At 68.5% G+C, this 18,432-nt stretch carries 11 protein-coding genes; 9 read left to right on the forward strand and 2 right to left on the reverse strand.

Features of this window, described 5'->3' with window-relative positions; all coding sequences use genetic code 11:
• The first annotated feature begins 68 nt into the window (after nt 1–68).
• The 5 genes from AAG688_RS08555 to recJ are packed head-to-tail and all read left to right on the forward strand — an operon-like array spanning nt 69 to nt 8,370.
• Nucleotides 69–1,958 carry an alpha/beta hydrolase family protein gene (locus AAG688_RS08555; RefSeq protein ID WP_411831833.1) on the forward strand — a complete coding sequence of 630 codons (1,890 nt, stop codon included), beginning with the start codon at nt 69–71 and terminating at the stop codon, nt 1,956–1,958.
• Nucleotides 1,959–1,967: 9 nt separating this feature from the next.
• Nucleotides 1,968–5,210: a carbamoyl-phosphate synthase large subunit gene (gene carB / locus AAG688_RS08560; RefSeq protein WP_411831834.1), complete on the forward strand. Its 3,243-nt coding sequence runs from the start codon at nt 1,968–1,970 to the stop codon at nt 5,208–5,210.
• Nucleotides 5,207–5,683, forward strand: a complete 477-nt coding sequence (gene greA, locus AAG688_RS08565) for a transcription elongation factor GreA (RefSeq protein WP_411831835.1) — start codon at nt 5,207–5,209, stop codon at nt 5,681–5,683. Before carB ends, greA begins: the two co-directional genes overlap by 4 nt.
• Nucleotides 5,684–5,698: 15 nt before the next feature.
• Entirely contained in the window at nt 5,699–6,643 is a 945-nt protein-coding gene (locus AAG688_RS08570) for a phosphoglycerate mutase (protein ID WP_411831836.1), read from the forward strand.
• Nucleotides 6,640–8,370 (forward strand): single-stranded-DNA-specific exonuclease RecJ, encoded by a 1,731-nt coding sequence (gene recJ / locus AAG688_RS08575; protein ID WP_411831837.1) that lies wholly within the window; start codon nt 6,640–6,642, stop codon nt 8,368–8,370. Before AAG688_RS08570 ends, recJ begins: the two co-directional genes overlap by 4 nt.
• 129 nt (nt 8,371–8,499) lie before the next feature.
• On the opposite strand, the gene AAG688_RS08580 is transcribed toward recJ, so the two are convergent.
• Nucleotides 8,500–10,455, reverse strand: a complete 1,956-nt coding sequence (locus AAG688_RS08580) for a diguanylate cyclase domain-containing protein (protein ID WP_411831838.1) — start codon at nt 10,453–10,455, stop codon at nt 8,500–8,502.
• 144 nt (nt 10,456–10,599) lie between these two features.
• On the opposite strand from AAG688_RS08580, the gene prfB reads away from it, so the two are divergent.
• The 4 genes from prfB (at nt 10,600) to AAG688_RS08600 (ending at nt 17,127) form a co-directional block, all read left to right on the forward strand.
• Nucleotides 10,600–11,725, forward strand: a protein-coding gene (gene prfB / locus AAG688_RS08585) for a peptide chain release factor 2 (protein WP_411831839.1) whose coding sequence is annotated in 2 segments (ribosomal slippage) — nt 10,600–10,674 and nt 10,676–11,725 — 1,125 coding nt in all. Because the reading frame shifts where the segments join, the coding sequence is not laid out codon by codon here.
• A 172-nt stretch (nt 11,726–11,897) separates the two neighbouring features.
• Nucleotides 11,898–13,424, forward strand: coding sequence for a lysine--tRNA ligase (lysS, locus tag AAG688_RS08590; RefSeq protein ID WP_411831840.1), 1,527 nt, complete (start codon nt 11,898–11,900; stop codon nt 13,422–13,424).
• Between the two features lie 382 nt (nt 13,425–13,806).
• Nucleotides 13,807–14,946 (forward strand): HD domain-containing phosphohydrolase, encoded by a 1,140-nt coding sequence (locus tag AAG688_RS08595; RefSeq protein WP_411831841.1) that lies wholly within the window; start codon nt 13,807–13,809, stop codon nt 14,944–14,946.
• A 3-nt stretch (nt 14,947–14,949) separates the two neighbouring features.
• Nucleotides 14,950–17,127 (forward strand): ATP-binding protein, encoded by a 2,178-nt coding sequence (locus AAG688_RS08600; RefSeq protein ID WP_411831842.1) that lies wholly within the window; start codon nt 14,950–14,952, stop codon nt 17,125–17,127.
• Nucleotides 17,128–17,324: 197 nt separating this feature from the next.
• On the opposite strand, the gene AAG688_RS08605 is transcribed toward AAG688_RS08600, so the two are convergent.
• Nucleotides 17,325–18,194: a crotonase/enoyl-CoA hydratase family protein gene (locus AAG688_RS08605; RefSeq protein ID WP_411831843.1), complete on the reverse strand. Its 870-nt coding sequence runs from the start codon at nt 18,192–18,194 to the stop codon at nt 17,325–17,327.
• Nucleotides 18,195–18,432: the final 238 nt, after the last annotated feature.

Below are 18,432 nucleotides of genomic sequence, written 5' to 3' on the forward strand. Positions count from 1 at the left end.
GTAACCCGGCTCCCCAGAGGACGTGGCGGTTACGCCTTGCAGTGACAAAGACCAAAGGAGTGAAGTCCATGATGCGTGCATTGCTGCTGCTGTGTCTGATTCCCGTATCCGCCTGGGCGCAGAAGGTTCCGGTGGAGGATTTCTTCAAGGATCCCGAGTTCACCTCGGTGACGTTGTCGCCTACCGGCGAGTACATCACCGTTGCAGTGCCGCAGGCCGATCGTACTGTGCTGACCGCATTCCGTATCGCGGACATGAAGTTGATTGGCAAGTGGGACTACGGCAAGCAGTATCATGCCGAGCGGGTTCGTTGGGTCAACGACAAGCGATTCTTCACCTATGTCTCGCGCAAGCTGGGGCGGTATGACTTCCGTGTCGGAACCCCCGACGTGCATGCCAGCGACGTGGATGGCAAGCGCCGGATAATGATCCCCAACGGCGGCACCTACCAGCTGGTGGATCTGCTGGAAAACGATCCGGACAACATTCTCGTCCAGCGCTCGGTTGATTCGGCATACCTGTTCAAGCTGAACGTGAACGATGGCAAGGTGCGCACGGTGGCGACCGCGCCCGTGCGGTTCGGCAGCTTCCTGGTCGATCATGAGCAGAAGCTGCGCTACGTGATCGGTCGTGAAGAGAACAACGAAAGCGTGACGTTGCGGCGCGACGGCGACAAGTGGAGCGAGATCCATCGCGCCGCGATGGGGGATTCCCAGCACATGCCGCTCGGCTTCGATGCCACGAACCGCTTGGTCTATACCGTGGTCAGCGAAAAGGGCGAGCCTGCCGGACTGTATGCGATTGCAGCCGATACCGAGCAGCGCGAGCTGCTTTCGACCAATGCCAATGTCGAAGCCAACGGCTACCTGGCCAGCAGCGACGGCCGTGAACTTCTTGGTGTGACCTATGCGGATGGCTATCCGGTCACGGACTTCATCAACAGGGATCATCCGGAGACCAAGACCTACGCCGGCCTGATTAATGCTTTCCCGGACGGCGCGGTCAGGTTCGACGGCATCAGCAAGGACGGTCGCTACGTGTTGCTGCGTGTGTACAGCGATGTCGATCCCGGCAGCTACTATCTCTTCGATCGCAAGACCAGCCAGGCAAAGTTCCTCCTTGCGGCGATGGAATGGATCAAGCCCGCGCAGATGTCGCCGATGAAGCCTTTCAGCTTCACCGCAAGAGACGGCACGCGGGTGCATGGCTACATCACCGTGCCGGCCGGCAGCAGCGGCAAGAATCTTCCCCTCGTCCTGCACCCTCACGGAGGACCGCATGGACCGCGCGACAACTGGGGCTTCAATCCCGATGTCCAATTCCTCGCCAGCCGGGGCTATGCGGTCCTGCAGGTGAACTTCCGTGGGTCCGGCGGCTACGGCAACGCATTCGAGCGCAAGGGATACCGCAACTGGGGTATGTCGATGATCGACGACATGACCGATGCGGTGCAGTGGGCGGTGCAGGAGGGCGTGGCCGATCCCGGGCGCATCTGTACCTATGGCGCCTCATACGGAGGTTATGCGGCCCTGCAGAGCATCGTCCGCGAACCCGAGCGCTACAAGTGTGCAATCGGCTATGTCGGTGTCTATAGCCTGCCGCTGATGTTCCGCGACGGAGACATTCCGCAGACCGATTCCGGCCGCAATTACCTGCGCCGGATTCTGCCGGAAAGCGTGGTCGAGCAGCAGGCCCAGTCCGCCGCCTTCAACGTGGACCGCATCCGCGTGCCGGTCATGCTGGTTCATGGCGAGCGCGACGAGCGCGTACCCATGTCGCAGTACCGGGCGCTGAAGAGCGCACTGGTCTCCGCGGGGCGCCCGCCCGAGGTGGAAATCCTCGCGCCCAAGGAGGGACACGGCTTCCAGGAGCTGGAAAACAACGTGCGTCTCTACAACGCGCTGGAAGCCTTCCTCGACAAGCACATCGGCAGCAAATCAGCCAACGCAGCAAACTGAGTCAAATACATGCCCAAGCGCACCGACATAAAAACCATCCTCATCATCGGCGCCGGCCCGATCGTCATCGGCCAGGCCTGTGAGTTCGACTATTCCGGCGCGCAGGCGTGCAAGGCGCTGCGCGAGGAGGGCTTCCGCGTGGTGCTGGTCAACAGCAACCCGGCCACCATCATGACCGACCCGGAGATGGCCGACGCGGTCTATATCGAGCCGATCAACTGGCAGACGGTCGAGAAGATCATCGCCAAGGAGAAGCCCGACGCGCTGCTGCCGACGATGGGCGGGCAGACCGCGCTGAACTGCGCGCTGGACCTGGCCGACAACGGCGTGCTGGAGAAGCACGGCGTCGAGCTGATCGGCGCCTCGCGCGAGGCCATCCGCATGGCCGAGGACCGCGAGCTGTTCCGCGTGGCGATGGGCGAGATCGGACTGGAATGCCCGAAGGCCGCCGTGGCGCACACGCTGGAGGAAGCGCTGGAGATCCAGGCCAGCGTCGGCTATCCGACCATCATCCGCCCGTCCTTCACCCTCGGCGGCAGCGGCGGCGGCATCGCCTACAACCGCGAGGAGCTGATCGAGATCGTCAACCGCGGCCTGGAGCTGTCGCCGACCACCGAGGTGCTGGTGGAGGAATCGGTGCTGGGCTGGAAGGAGTTTGAGATGGAAGTGGTCCGCGACACCGCGGACAACTGCATCATCGTCTGCTCGATCGAGAACCTCGACCCGATGGGCGTGCACACCGGCGACAGCATCACCGTGGCGCCGGCGCAGACCCTGACCGACAAGGAATACCAGCGCCTGCGCGACGCCTCCATCGCGGTGCTGCGCAAGATCGGCGTGGACACCGGCGGCTCCAACGTGCAGTTCGGCATCAACGCGCAGACCGGCCGGGTGGTCGTCATCGAGATGAACCCGCGCGTGTCGCGCTCCTCGGCGCTGGCGTCCAAGGCCACCGGCTTCCCGATCGCCAAGGTCGCGGCCAAGCTGGCCGTGGGCTATACGCTGGACGAGCTGAAGAACGAGATCACCGGCGGCAAGACCCCGGCCTCGTTCGAGCCGGCGATCGACTACGTGGTCACCAAGATCCCGCGCTTCGCCTTCGAGAAGTTCCCGCAGGCCGACGCGCGCCTGACCACGCAGATGAAGTCGGTCGGCGAGGTGATGGCGATGGGCCGCACCTTCTCCGAGTCGCTGCAGAAGGCGCTGCGCGGGCTGGAGACCGGCAAGGCCGGCCTGGATCCGACCGGGCTGGACCTGTCCGACGAGGACGACCTGACCACGCTCAAGCGCGAACTGAAGGCGCCCGGCCCGGAGCGCCTGTTCTACGTCGGCGACGCCTTCCGCGCCGGCATGAGCGTCGAGCAGGTGCACGCGCTGTCGTTCATCGATCCGTGGTTCCTCGACCAGATCGAGGACATCGTGGCGCAGGAGAAGCAGGTCGCCGCCGACGGGCTGGCCTCACTGGACAAGGCGCGCATGCGCCGGCTCAAGCGGCTGGGCTTCTCCGACGCGCGGCTGGCGCAGCTGGCCGGCACCGACGAGGCGGCCGTGCGCGTGCTGCGCAAGGCGCTCGGCGTCAAGCCGGTCTACAAGCGCGTGGACTCCTGCGCGGCCGAGTTCGCCACCGGCACCGCCTACCTGTACTCGACCTACGAGGACGAGTGCGAGGCGCAGCCGACCGATCGCGAGAAGATCATGATCCTCGGCGGCGGCCCCAACCGCATCGGCCAGGGCATCGAGTTCGACTATTGCTGCGTGCACGCCGCGCTCGCCCTGCGCGAGGACGGCTACGAGACCATCATGGTCAACTGCAACCCGGAGACGGTCTCCACCGACTACGATACGTCGGACCGCCTGTACTTCGAGCCGCTGACGCTGGAGGACGTGCTGGCCATCGTCGAGCTGGAGAACCCGAAGGGCGTGATCGTCCAGTACGGCGGGCAGACCCCGCTGAAGCTGGCGCGCGCGCTGGAAGCCAACGGCGTGCCGGTGATCGGCACCTCGCCCGATTCGATCGACCTGGCCGAGGATCGCGAGCGCTTCCAGCAGTTGGTCGAGAAGCTGGGCCTGAAGCAGCCGCCCAACCGCACCGCGCGCAACGCCGACGAGGCGCTGGCGCTGGCGCGCGAGATCGGCTATCCGCTGGTGGTGCGCCCGAGCTACGTGCTCGGCGGCCGCGCGATGGAGATCGTCTACGGCGAATCCGACCTGGCGCGCTACGTGCGCGACGCGGTTAAGGTGTCCAACGAGTCGCCGGTGCTGCTGGATCGCTTCCTCGACAACGCCGTCGAGGTCGACGTCGACCTGATCGCCGATGCCGAGGGCAACACCCTGATCGGCGGGGTGATGGAGCACATCGAGGAGGCCGGCGTGCATTCGGGCGACTCGTCGTGCTCGCTGCCGCCGTACTCGCTGTCGGCCGAAACCCAGGACGAGCTGCGCCGGCAGGTCGTCGAGCTGGCCAAGGCGCTGAACGTGGTCGGGCTGATGAACACCCAGTTCGCCATCCAGAGCAACGACGACGGCGGCGACATCGTCTACCTGCTGGAGGTCAATCCGCGCGCCTCGCGCACGGTGCCATTCGTGTCCAAGGCCACCGGCATGCCGCTGGCCAAGATCGCCGCGCGCTGCATGGCAGGCAAGACGCTGGCCGAACAGGGTGCCACCAGGGAGATCGTGCCGGACTACTACTCGGTCAAGGAGGCGATCTTCCCGTTCGCCAAGTTCCAGGGCGTCGATCCGATCCTCGGCCCGGAGATGCGCTCCACCGGCGAGGTGATGGGCGTGGGCCGCAGCTTCGGCGCGGCGATGGCGCGCGCGCAGGAGGCCGGCGGCATCAAGGCGCCGCAGCCGGGCAAGGCGTTCGTGTCGGTGCGCGATCCCGACAAGCAGCGCGTGCTGCCGGTGGCCCGCGCGCTGGTCGAGCGCGGCTTCTCGCTGGTGGCCACCCAGGGCACCGGCGGCTGGCTGCGCGAGAACGGCCTGGAGTGCGAGCTGATCAACAAGGTGGCCGAGGGCCGCCCGCACATCGTCGATCTGATCAAGAACGGCGAGATCGTGTATATCGTCAACACCACCGAGGGACGGCAGGCCATCGCCGATTCCTTCTCCATCCGGCGCGAGGCCCTGCAGCAGCGCGTCACCTATTCAACCACCATCGCCGGCGCCAGGGCGCTGGTGCATTCGCTGGAGTTCCGCGGCACCGGCCCGGTGTGGGCCTTGCAGGAACTGCACAAGGAGCTACAAGGGTGAGAGCCCCGATGACGATGAAGGGCGCGCAACGCCTGCGCGCCGAGCTGGAACAGCTCAAGACGGTCAAGCGCCCCGAGGTGATCGCCGCGATCGCCGAGGCGCGCGCGCACGGCGATCTCAAGGAGAACGCCGAGTACCACGCCGCGCGCGAGCAGCAGGGTTTCATCGAAGGCCGCATCAAGCAGCTGGAGAGCGAGCTTTCGCACTCGGAGATCATCGACGTGAGCAAGCTCAACGCCGGCAGCCGGATCGTGTTCGGCGCCACCGTCGAACTGGCCGACGTGGAGAGCGACGAGGAGAAGAAGTACCAGATCGTCGGCGACCTGGAAGCGGACATCAAACAGGGCCTGATTGCGATCTCCTCGCCGCTGGCGCGCGCGCTGATCGGCAAGCACGAGGGCGACGCGGTCACCATCGACGCGCCGGCCGGCCAGCGCGAGTACGAGATCGTCAGCGTCTCCTACGAGAGCTGAGGGAGCGTCGCGCCGATGGCCTCGGCCACGCTGCTGCTGCCCGCCCGCCGCCGGCTCGACGGCCAGCCGCTGCCGGAGCCGGTGGCGCGCGCGCTGGGCCGGTCCGATCGCGGCGAGGGCGAGGCCGGGCAGCCGGCGCAGCTGCGCCGGCATTTCCGCCTGCTGCCGGACCACTGGCCGGTCGCCGCGCTGACCCGCCAGCTCGACGCGGGCGATGCCGGCGGCGACACCTGGCTGCGTGCCGATCCGGCACGCATCGCGCCCGACATGCACGGCGCGCGCATGCTGGCCTGGGGCGAGGCGCTGGAACTGACCGCCGAGGACACCGCGCAGCTGCTGCCGGCGCTGAAGCCGCTGTTCGGCGACGCCGGTTTCCTGCTCGATGCGCCGCAGCCTTCGCGCTGGTACCTGCGGCTGCCGCGCGAAGCGAAGGTGCCGGCGTTCGCGCCGGTGCAGGACGTGCTCGGCGACGATCTGTTCGATCACCTGCCGCAGGGCGAACAGGGCCGCCGCTGGCGCGCGCTGCTCAGCGAGGCGCAGGTGCTGCTGCACAACCATCCGTGGAATGCGCAACGCGTGGCGCAGGGCAAGCCGCCGGTCAACTCGCTGTGGTTCTGGGGCGGAGGACGTTTGCCCGACGCGGTGCAGACGCACTACCGGCAGATACGCAGCCCGGATGCGCTGCTGCGCGCGCTGGCCGCGGCCGCCGGCGTGGTTTCCGCGCAGGAGGCCGGGCAGGTCGATGCGCTGATCGACCTGCGCCACTTGCGCAACCTCGACAGGCTTTGCGCCGAGGCGCTGCAACCGCTGCTGCAGGCGCTGGACAGGCGCGAACTGGCCGCGTTGACGCTGGATTTCGAGGACGGCGCGCAGTTCCGCATCGCGCGCGGGCAGCGCTGGCGCTGGTGGCGGCGTCCGCTGCGGCGCCTGCACGAGGCCGCGGACGCGATGCCGGCATGAGGGCCGCGCCGAGGATCCGGCGGCGCGAGATCGCCGTGGTCGGCGAGTGGCCGGCCAGCGTGCCGCCGCTGCTGCGGCGCCTCTACTGCGCGCGCGGCGTCGCCGATCCGCGACTGGCGCAGCCGCGGCTGGCTCAACTGCTGCCCCCCGACGCGATGCTCGGGCTGGCGCAGGCCACGGAACTGCTGGCCGGCGCCATCGCGCGGGATCGCCACATCGTCGTGGTCGGCGATTTCGACTGCGACGGCGCCACCGCCTGCGCCACCGCGGTGCGCGGGCTGCGCATGCTCGGCGCGCGCCGGGTCACCCCGGCGGTGCCCAACCGGAGGGTGCACGGCTACGGCCTGTCGCCGGCGCTGGTGGCGGAACTGGCCGGACTGGAACCGGACCTGCTGGTCACCGTCGATCACGGCATCGCCTGCCATGCCGGCATCGCCGCGGCCAAGGCGCTCGGCTGGCAGGTGCTGGTCACCGATCACCACCTGCCGGGTGCGGCGCTGCCGGCGGCCGACGCGATCGTCAATCCCAACCTGCCCGGGGATGGATTCCCGAGCAAGGCGCTGGCCGGCGTCGGCGTCATCTTCTACGTGCTGCTGGCGTTGCGCCGCGCCTTGCGCGAACGCTGCCTGCCGGCCGGCGACGAAGCGGACCTGGCCACGCTGCTGGATCTGGTCGCGGTCGGCACCGTCGCCGACCTGGTGCCGCTGGACGCCAACAACCGCGCGCTGGTGCAGGCCGGCCTGCGCCGCCTGCGACAGGGCCAGGGCTGCACCGGCCTGCGCGCGCTGATCGCCGCCAGCGGCCGCGATCCGGCGCGGTTGACCGCCAGCGACATCGGCTACGCGCTGGCGCCGCGCCTGAACGCCGCCGGCCGGCTGGAGGACATGGCGCTGGGCATCGAGTTGCTGCTCAGCGACGATCCGGCGCAGGCGCGCGGGATCGCCGCGACGCTGGAGGAGATCAACGCCGAGCGCCGCGCCGTGCAGCAGCAGATGACCGACGAGGCCGAGGTCGCGGTGGCGCGCGTGGCGCTGGCCGCGCAGCAGGAAGCGCCGGTGGCGCTGTGCCTGTTCGATCCGGAATGGCATCCAGGCGTGGTCGGGCTGGTCGCCTCGAAGATGAAGGAACGCCTGCACCGCCCGGTGATCGCGTTCGCGCCGGCCGAGCCCGGCGCCGAAACCCTGCGCGGCTCTGCGCGTTCGATTCCCGGCTTCCACATCCGCGATGCGCTGGCGGCGGTGGACGCGCTGCAGCCGGGCCTGGTGGAGAAGTTCGGCGGCCATGCGATGGCCGCCGGGCTGAGCCTGCACCGCGACGCGCTGGCGGCGTTCGAGCAGGCTTTCGACACGCATGCCCGCGCCACCCTGGATGCGGCGCTGTTGCAGGCCGAGCTGTTCAGCGACGGCGAACTGCAACCGCACGAGATGGATCACGTCCATGCCGAGGCGCTGCGCCTGGCCGGGCCGTGGGGGCAGGGCTTTCCCGAACCGCTGTTCGACGGCGAGTTCGAGGTGCTGCAATGGCGCGTGCTGAAGGAGCGCCACCTCAAGCTGAGCCTGCGGCCGGCGGCCGGCAGCGGACCGATCGACGCCATCCATTTCGGCGGCTGGCGCGGCGATGCGCCCGGCGCACGCGAGCGCATCGCCTACCGGCTGGTCGCCGACGACTACCGCGGCGGGCAGGCGATCCAGCTGATCGTCGAGCATCGAGAACCGCTGGAAGCCTGAGCCATGCCGTCAGGTTCGCCCCGGCTGCACCGCGGCTACATCGTCACCTGGGCCAAGTCGCCGCGATCGAGCCGCTGCACAGCGGCGATGCGCGCGTGCAGTCGAAGGACGTGCAGCCGGCGCTAGCGCTCAGATCTGCGCGCCCGCTTCACGGAGGCTCTCGGCGCGGGCGGCCGAAACCGACGCGGCGCGCGGCACGCTGGACATCACCGTGATGATGCCCTCGGCGGCCTCGGGCTGCTCCAGCACCGCCTCGGCGGTGGCGTCGTCGGGCAGCTGCGCGCCCCAGTAGCCGACCCAGGCGTTGCGGGTCTTCTTGGCCGCGTACAGGGCGCGGTCGGCCATGCGCAGCGCGTAGTCCCAGCGGCGCGCGACGTGATCCTCAGGCAGCACGTCGAAGAACGGGATCGGCGCCAGCCCCAGCGACACCGTCACCGGCCGGGCGGCGTCGCCGACCTCCAGCGTGTGCGCCATCGCCCGGCGCAGCCGCCCGGCGATCTGCTCGGCCTGCTCGCGGGTCAGGTTGGGGCAGGCGACCAGGAATTCCTCGCCGCCCCAGCGCGCAACCAGGTCGCTGGGCCGGCAGGCGGCCTTCAGCCGTGCCGAGACCTCGACCAGCACCTCGTCGCCGGCATGGTGGCCATAGGTGTCGTTGATGTGCTTGAAGTGATCGACGTCGATCAGGAACAGCGTGTGGCGGGTGCCCTCCGGGCCGCGCTGGGCGGCCAGGGCGTTGAGCGTGGCGGTGGCGGCATGGCGGTTGTTCAGGCCGGTCAGCGCGTCGATTTCGCTGATCCGCCGCAACTGGCGGTGGCGCCGCCGCTGCATCAGCCCGAACGCCAGCACCACGATCACCAGCAGCGACAGCAGGACGATGGCGGTGGTGCGCATCAGCCGGTTCTTCTCGCTGCTGAGCGCCTGGATCTGGCTTTCGTGCTGCATCCGCTCCAGCTCGCGCTGCGAATCGGCGCTCTGGGTGCGCGCCTGCAGGTCGGCCAGCATCTCCAGCCGCTGCTGCTTGAGCGCGTCCATCTTCAGGGTGTGGAACTGGCGGCCGCGTTGCAGCAGTTCGTCCGTCTGGCCGAGCGCGGCGTGGATGTCCATCAGCTCGCGCAGCACCTGGTACTGCTCCTGCGGGTAATGCCCCTTGCCGACCACCTGCCAGGCCTGGCGGGCGCTTTCCAGCGCCTGCGGGTAGTGCCCCTGCAGGCGCTGGGCCTGTGCCAGCCAGGCCAGCGTGGCCGCTTCGCCGGCCGCGTCCGCCAGCTTGCGCTGCTCGGTGGCCGTGCGCAGCAGCTCCCGCGCGCTGGTCTGGGCGTTGCCGGCCTGCAGCAGCAATCCCAGGCGCGCGGCATGGATGCGGTGGCCGATGAGGACGTTGCGCTTGTCGCGCGCGTTCGCCTCGGCCTGCTCCAGCGCGTGCAGCGCCTGCTCGCGGCGGTCCAGGCGGGTGAGGTTGATGGCGAAGTTGTAGAGCAGCTGCGAGCGGTCATGGTCGACCGTGTCGGCCAGCGCCAGCGCCTTGCGGTAGTACTCGTCGGCGGCCTGCGGCGAATCCAGGTAGTCGGCGTGGATCAGGCCGATGTTGTTGAGGGTGCTGATCCGGATCATCCTGGCGTCCTGCCCGCCGATGGCCTCGCCCACCCGGGCCGCCTCGGTATACATCTGCTCGGCGCGGTAGACCTGGCCGATGCCGTGCAGGATGCCGCCGGCATTGGACAGCGCGCGCAGCCGGAATTCCGGCGCCAGCGCCGGATGGCGCTCGAGGTGCTGTTCGATCAGCCGGGCGCTGCTGGCCGCGCGGGGCGTGTCGCCGACGATGGCGGCCGCCACGCCCAGGCAGCTGAGCGCCTTGATCGTCGGCTCGATGCCCAGGCTGCTGTCGGCCAGCAGGGCTTCGGCCACTTCCACCGCCTGCCGCGGCTGGCTGCGGCGCAGCTCGAAGCAACGGGAGATCCGGGCGTCCACCGCCTCCACCGCCATCGGCACCGGGGCTGCGGCCGGTGCGGCCGGCAGCATGGTCGCCAGCAGCAGCGGCAACAGGCGGATCGGGTTGAAGGAAGGCTTGGGCTTGGGCATGGGCATGGGCGTCGGCACCTGGCGTTGCCTTGGCGATGCAAGCATCGTGCCAGAAACGGCGCCAGGCCGGCGCCGGTTTCATGGCGTGCGCCGGGCCGGCGCGGGGCTCTGCTATCCTTGCCGACCCTCATCCCACGTCCGCGCATTCCCATGATCGAGCTCAATCCCGTCCGCCAGCGCATCGCCGAACTGCAGGAACGGCTGGCCTCGCTACGGGGGTATCTTTGACTACGAGAGCAAGCGCGAACGCCTGGAAGAGGTGAGCCGGGAGCTGGAAAGCCCCGACGTCTGGAACAACCCCGAGCACGCCCAGTCCCTGGGCCGCGAGCGCTCGCTGCTGGACAAGACGGTCAACGGCATCCGCGAGATAGACGAGGGCCTGTCCGGCGCCGGCGAACTGCTGGAACTGGCCGAGATGGAGAGCGACGAGGAGACCGCGCAGGCCGTGGTCGAGGACGTCGAGCGCTACGCCGCGCGGGTGGACAAGCTGGAGTTCCAGCGCATGTTCTCCGGCGAGATGGACAGCGCCAACGCCTTCGTCGACATCCAGGCCGGCGCCGGCGGCACCGAGGCGCAGGACTGGGCCGAGATGCTGCTGCGCATGTACCTGCGCTGGGCCGAGTCGCGCGGCTGGAAGGTCGAGCTGATGGAAGCCTCCGACGGCGAAGTGGCGGGCATCAAGTCGGCCACCTTCCGCGTGGAGGGTGACTACGCCTACGGCTGGCTGAAGACCGAGATCGGGGTGCACCGGCTGGTGCGCAAGTCGCCGTTCGACTCGGACAACCGCCGCCACACCAGCTTCACCTCGGTGTTCGTCTCGCCCGAGGTGGACGACAACATCGCCATCGACATCAACCCGGCCGACCTGAAGACCGACGTCTACCGCTCCTCCGGCGCCGGCGGCCAGCACGTCAACAAGACCGAGTCGGCCGTGCGCATCACCCACGTGCCGAGCGGGGTGGTGGTGGCCTGCCAGACCGAGCGCAGCCAGCACGCCAACCGCGACCGCGCGATGAAGATGCTGAAGGCCAAGCTGTACGAGATCGAGGTGCAGAAGCGCAACGCCGAGAAGAACGCGCTGGAGGCCACCAAGTCCGACATCGGCTGGGGCAGCCAGATTCGCAACTACGTGCTGGACCAGAGCCGCATCAAGGACCTGCGCACCGGCGTCGAGCGCAGCGACACCCAGAAGGTGCTCGACGGCGACCTCGACGAGTTCCTGGAGGCCAGCCTGAAGTCCGGGCTGGAGGCCGGGGCCAAACGGGTGGATGCTTGAGGCCTTGAGGCAGGAGTGAGCGGAGAGGAGTGAGGAGTGAGGTAAAGCAGCGCCACTCTCGCCGTCCGCCGTTCCCGCCCCCCTTCGCCATTCCGTTCCAGCCCTTTCGCCATCCCGCTTTCGCTTCTGCTCACTCCTCACTTCTCTCCACTCACTTCTCGCTCCGCACCCCATGACCGAACCGCACGCCCAACCCGCGCCTCCCGCCGACGAGAACAGCCTCATCGCCGAGCGCCGCGCCAAACTGCATGCGCTGCGCGGGCAGGGCATCGCCTATCCCAACGACTTCCGCCGCACCCACTACGCCGGCGACCTGCAGGCCGAATATGCCGACCGGGACCTGTGGACGGCCGAGGCGCTGGAATCGGCCAGCCTGGAAGTGGCGATGGCCGGGCGCATCCTCGCCAAGCGGGTGATGGGCAAGGCCAGCTTCGTGCAGATCCAGGACGAGTCCGGGCGCATCCAGCTGTTCCTGCAGTCCAACGCGCTGGGCGAGACCTACGAGGCGTTCAAGGGCTGGGACATCGGCGACATCGTCGGCGTGCAGGGCGGCCTGACCCGCACCCGCACCGGCGAACTGTCGGTCAAGGCGGCGACGCTGCGCCTGCTGACCAAGTCGCTGCGCCCGCTACCGGACAAGTGGCACGGCCTGAGCGACGTCGAGCAGCGCTACCGCCAGCGCTACGTCGACCTCATCGTCACGCCGGAGGCGCGCGAGGTGTTCTTCAAGCGCTCCAGGATCATCCGCGCCATCCGCGAATGGCTGGACGCGCGCCGCTTCCTCGAAGTGGAGACGCCGATGATGCATTACATCCCCGGCGGCGCGACGGCCAAGCCGTTCGCCACCCACCACAACGCGCTGGACCTGGACCTGTACCTGCGCGTGGCGCCGGAGTTGTACCTCAAGCGGCTGGTGGTCGGCGGCTTCGAGCGCGTCTACGAGATCAACCGCAACTTCCGCAACGAGGGCGTGTCGACCCGGCACAACCCCGAGTTCACGATGCTGGAACTGTACGAGGCCTACGCCACCTACCACGAGGTCATGGACCTGACCGAATCGGTCATCCGCGACGTCGCCCACGAGGTGCTGGCCACCGGCACGGTCACCTGGGAAGGCAACGAGATCGACCTGGAGCCAGCGTTCCGCCGCTGGCGCATGGACGAGGCGGTGCGCCACCACAATCCGGAGATCAGCGCGGCCGACTGCACCGACCGCGAGGCGCTGGCCCGCCACTGCCAGCGCCTGGGCATCCCGATCAAGCCGTCCTGGGGCTGGGGCAAGCTGCTGCTGGAAATCTTCGAGAAGACCGTCGAGCACACCCTGGTCCAGCCGACCTTCATCACCGACCATCCGATCGAGGTCTCGCCGCTGGCACGCGCCAGCGACAGCGAGGCCGGCTATGCCGACCGCTTCGAGCTGTTCATCAACGGCAAGGAAATCGCCAACGGCTTCTCCGAGCTGAACGACCCTGAGGACCAGGCCGCGCGCTTCCAGGCGCAGGTCGAGGCCAAGGCCGGCGGCGACGACGAGGCCATGCACTACGACGCCGACTACATCCGCGCGCTGGAGGTCGGCCTGCCGCCGACCGGTGGCCTGGGCGTCGGCATCGACCGGCTGGTGATGCTGCTGACCGGCGCCGATTCCATCCGCGACGTGCTGCTGTTCCCGTACATGCGCCCCGAGCAGCACCACGGCTGAAGCGCCGCGGCGGGGCGCCGGTGCCGGGCATCAGGTCCACTGCAAGCCCCGCAACGGGCGGAACCGATGCGGCGCGCCTGGACAGATACTGCCGCTGGACGGCCATTGCGGCGGCGTCCGTCGCGTCCGGCACGCAGGTTGCCTGGGCTGCGCCATACGCGGGAATTTGCCGAAATGTGCCGGAAATCCCCGCCAGATGCGGCGGGTTGCATGCCATCGGAGGCGCCGCCGCGGATGGCGGCCAGGTCCTGGCATGCTTCCTGCGTGCATCGCTGCGCGGCGTGCCTGCGCGTTGCGTCCTCAATCCGAATACCCTCCTGCCGATAACATGTAGCGGCATCCGGTTGAACCGGTACCGACCGCGTGCCTGGAGACATCCCCCATGCTTGATGCCAGTGCAGTCGCCAGCGGAGTATCCTTCCCCGACAGCCACCTGGCGTGGCCACAAGGGGCGGTAGGCGCTTTGAACATCGTCATCGTCGACGATCAGACTTCCGCGCGCACGATGCTGCGCCACGTCATCGAGGACATCGCCTCGGAACTGAACGTGCACGACTTCGGCGATTCGCAGGCCGCCCTGCAATGGTGCGAGCGCAATCGCAGCGACCTGCTGCTGCTCGACTACCGCATGCCGGGCATGGACGGGCTGGAGTTCGCCCGCCGCTTCCGCCGCCTGCCGATGCACCGCGACATCCCGATCATCCTGGTCACCGTGGTCGGCGACGAGCCGATCCGCCAGGCCGCGCTGGAGGCCGGCGTCATCGACTTCCTGGTCAAGCCGGTGCGCCCGCGCGAGCTGCGCGCGCGCTGCCGCAACCTGCTGCAGCTGCGCCAGCAGTCGGAGAACGTCAAGCAGCGCGCACTGTCGCTGGAGCAGCGGCTGCTGTCGAGCATGCACGAGGTCGAGGAGCGCGAGCGCGAGACGCTGTCGCGGCTGGCCCGCGCCATCGAGTACCGCGACAGCGGCACCAGCGCCTACCTGGAGCGGATGGCCCACGTCGCCGGCCTGATCGCCGAGCAGCTGGGGCTGCCCGAGGACGAGGTCCGCACCATCGAGATGGCCGCGCCGCTGCATGACATCGGCAAGATCGCCATCCCCGACGCGGTGCTGATGAAGGCCGGACCGCTGACGCCCGAGGAGGGCGAGATCATGCGCCGGCATCCCCGGATCGGCTACCAGTTGCTGGCCGGCAGCCACAACCGCTTCATCCAGATGGGCGCCACCATCGCCTTGCGCCACCACGAGCGCTTCGACGGCAGCGGCTATCCCGATGGCCTCAAGGGCGAGCAGATACCGTTGGAAGCCAGGATAGTGGCCGTCGCCGACGTCTTCGACGCGCTGATTTCACCCCGTCCCTACAAGAAGGCGTGGGAGAAGGACGCCGCGCTGGCCTACCTGTACGCGCAGCGCGGGCGGTTGTTCGATCCGGCGTGCGTGGATGCCCTGGTCCGTGCCCGCGAGCGGCTGGACGACATCTGCGCGCGCTATTCGACGGTCCAGGCCCGCCCCGGCATGGAGTGAGCCATGAACAATTCCCTGTCAGCCTGGATCCGTTCGCGGATCGCCAATCGTCCCGACAGCGAGCACGGCCAGGCGCTGGTCCGTATCGGCCTGATCTCGATCATCCTGCTGTACGCGCTGCTGCCGTCCTCGCGGCAGGCCCTGCCGCAGGACGAGTACGCGCTGGTGCTGAGCATCGTGCTGTCCGGGCTGGTCAACGGCATCGGCATCTTCGCCTGGCTGCTGGTGCAGCCGGGCAAGTCGCATGTGCGGCGCGGGCTGGGCATGCTGGCCGACTACGGCCTGATGGCCGCGGCCATGGTGGGCATGGGCGAGCCGCTGTCGTGGGCCTACATCGTGCTGATGTGGGTCACGGTCGGCAACGGCCTGCGCTATGGCAACCGCTACCTGGTGGGTGCGGTGGCGATGGCCTGCATTGCCTTCGGCGCGGTCGTCGCCATCAGTCCCTACTGGCGGCAGAACCTGACCCTGGGCGTCGGCCTGCTGATCGGGCTGGTGGCGGTGCCGATGTACCTGTCGGGGCTGCTGCGCCAGCTGACCACCGCGACCGAGGAGGCGCGCCGCGCCAACGAGGCCAAGAGCCGCTTCCTGGCCAACATGAGCCACGAGTTCCGCACCCCGCTCAACGGCCTGTCCGGCATGTCCGAACTGCTGGCGACCACGCGGCTGGACAGCGAGCAGCGCGAATGCCTGTCCACCATCCAGGCCTCGGCGCGCAGCCTGCTGGCGCTGGTGGAGGACGTGCTGGACATCTCCGCCATCGAGGCGGGCAAGCTCAAGCTCAACCTGGTCGAGTTTTCGCCGCGGGAGCTGGTCGACAACATCGGCCTGATCCTGTCGCCGCAGGCGCGCACCAAGCACCTGCACTACGAAGCGCGCATCGACGACTCGGTACCGCAACGGCTGCGCGGCGATGCCGGGCACCTGCGCCAGATCCTGCTCAACCTGGCAGGCAACGCGGTCAAGTTCACCGACCAGGGGCGAGTGACGCTGGAAGTGGGCGCCCAGCCGGGCGAGCAGGGGCGGGTGAGGCTGCGCTTCAGCGTCACCGATACCGGCATCGGCATCCCGGCCGAGGTGCGCACGCGCCTTTTCGAGGCGTTCGAGCAGGCCGACGCCAGCCTGGTGCGCCGCTACGGCGGCACCGGTCTGGGCACCACCATCGCCAAGGGCCTGGCCGAGGCGATGGGCGGCACCATCGGTTTCGAGAGCGCCGAGCAGCGCGGCAGCTCATTCTGGGTCGAACTGCCGTTCGAGGAGGTGCAGGCAGGCGATGCCATGCCGCAACCGGCCCGGCGGCCACAGGACGAGGAAACCGGCACGCCGGCGCTGGCCGAGAACATCATCGCCTTCTCCGACCCCTTCCTGCGCCATCGCGCGCGCGTGCGCAGCCTGCAGATCCTGGTCGCCGACGATCACGAGGCCAACCGCATGGTCGTGCAGCGGCTGTTGCAGAAGGCCGGCCACCGCATCACCTGCGTCAATGGCGGCGAGGACGTGCTCAACGCGCTGGAGTCCTACGAGTACGACGCGATTGTCTGCGACCTGCACATGCCCGACGTCAGCGGCCTGGACCTGCTCAAGCAGCTGCGGGTGATGGAGGCGGGCGGCGGCAGGCGCACGCCGGTCATCGTCCTCAGCGCGGATGTCACGCCCGATGCCATCCGCAATTGCGAGCGCGCCGGCGCGCGCGCTTTCCTCGCCAAGCCGGTGGTCGCCTCGCGCCTGCTCGACGTGCTGGCCGAGATTGCCGGTCGCGGCGCCATCGTCGGCGCACCGGTGATCACCGACGTCCAGTCGCACCGGATGGGAGACGAGATCCTGGACCTGACCGTGCTCGACGAACTGAGCGCGCTGGGCATGGGGGAGGCGTTCGAGCGCGAATTCATCGCCCAGTGCCTCAGCGATGCCGATGGCTGCATCGGCGCGATGGCGCATGCGATGGAACAGAACACGGGCGAAAGCCTGCGCGATCACGCCCATGCGTTGAAGGGCGTGGCCAGCAACCTGGGCCTGGTGCGGGTGGCCGCGGCGGCCAGCGAGATGATGAGGCTGAGCGACTGGCAGATCCAGCGCGAGTGGCGCCAGCGCCTGGCTACGCTCAATTCCTTCCTTGCACAGGGCAAGGATGCGCTGGAAAGCCGCCAGCGCGCGCGTGCCTCGCACGGACAGGGTTCCTGAGCGGGAGGGGAGCCGGTTTCGTTGCCGTCCGTTGTCCGGCGCAAACGTGCCATCGCGCTGCATGGCACGGCGGAGCCGCATCGAAGGCGGCGCCATTGGCGGAATCCAGGCGGGCGGCTTGCGCCGGCCCGCCATCCGGAAAGTGCATCGTGCGCTGTCCGCCCCCTGTCAGATGGTGGTGAAGCGCTCTCCGCGAATCAGGCGACCCGGCAGCTGGCGCGCTTCTCCTGCGCGCGCACGATCCGTTCCATCATCTTCAGCGACTTGTCGCCGAGCGCCAGCGCGGTGTCGACCCAGATCTCGGTGATGCCCATCAGCTCGTTGTAGCCGACCGGCTGGGCCAGGTTGCGGCAGGCGTTGAGCGCCAGGTGCGCATGCGGGGCGCGGCGCTGGCGATCGATCAGCGACTGCACCGCTGCCGCGCCCTGGCCCTTGGGCACCAGCACGTCGACCACGCCCATGCGGTGCATTTCCTCACTGGAATACAGGCTGCCTTCGAGGATGATCTTCTCGGCCAGCTGCGGCGAGATGCGCTTGCACAGGAAGGAGTAGGCGCCCATGCCCGGGAACAGGCCGAACAGTGCCTCCGGCAGACCCATCTGCACGCCTTCCTCGGCCACGATGGTGTGGCAGGACAGCGCGATCTCCAGGCCGCCGCCGAGCGCGTCGCCCTGGATCAGCGCGATCGTGCGCACGTCGCCACCCAGGCCGGTGTTGAGGTGGTAGACGCCGTCGATGCAGCGGCGCGCGTAGCTCAGCAACTGGTCGCGGTTGTTGTCGCGGATCAGGCGCGAGAACAGCTCCAGGTCGCCGCCGAGATTGAAGGCCGCCGCATCGGATGCGACCACCAGATGGCGCAGCTTGCCGCACTCGCGCTGCGAGTCGCGCAACGTGATCGAGTTCATGAAGCCGAGCACGTCGTCCAGCATCTGGCTGTGGAAACACGGACGCACGCCCGGCGCGGCATTGGAATGCATGTACATCCAATGCGCGTCGCCGCTGGGCTCGGATTCGACGCGGATGGTGGGAAGCTGGCGGGTGCGTTGCAGTTTCTCGACGTTGTTCATGGCGGTATTCCTCGAGGCTGGGAGTGCGCGGCCATGTCCTGGCCGCGTGTGACGGGGAGCGCATCACGCGGCCGATGCTACACCTGAACGAACGGTTAAAAGAAAGTATCCACGGTGCCTCAAGGCAGGGTTGGGATTCGCCAAGACATCTCGACATCAAACTGTGACGAATATCGCATAAATAGGGTCCAGGCATGAAAAAGCCGGCCTTTCGGCCGGCTTCGCATCCCCGTTCCTG

Origin of the sequence: Pseudoxanthomonas mexicana, assembly GCF_046736355.1 — a bacterium.
Lineage (GTDB): Bacteria > Pseudomonadota > Gammaproteobacteria > Xanthomonadales > Xanthomonadaceae > Pseudoxanthomonas_A > Pseudoxanthomonas_A mexicana_B.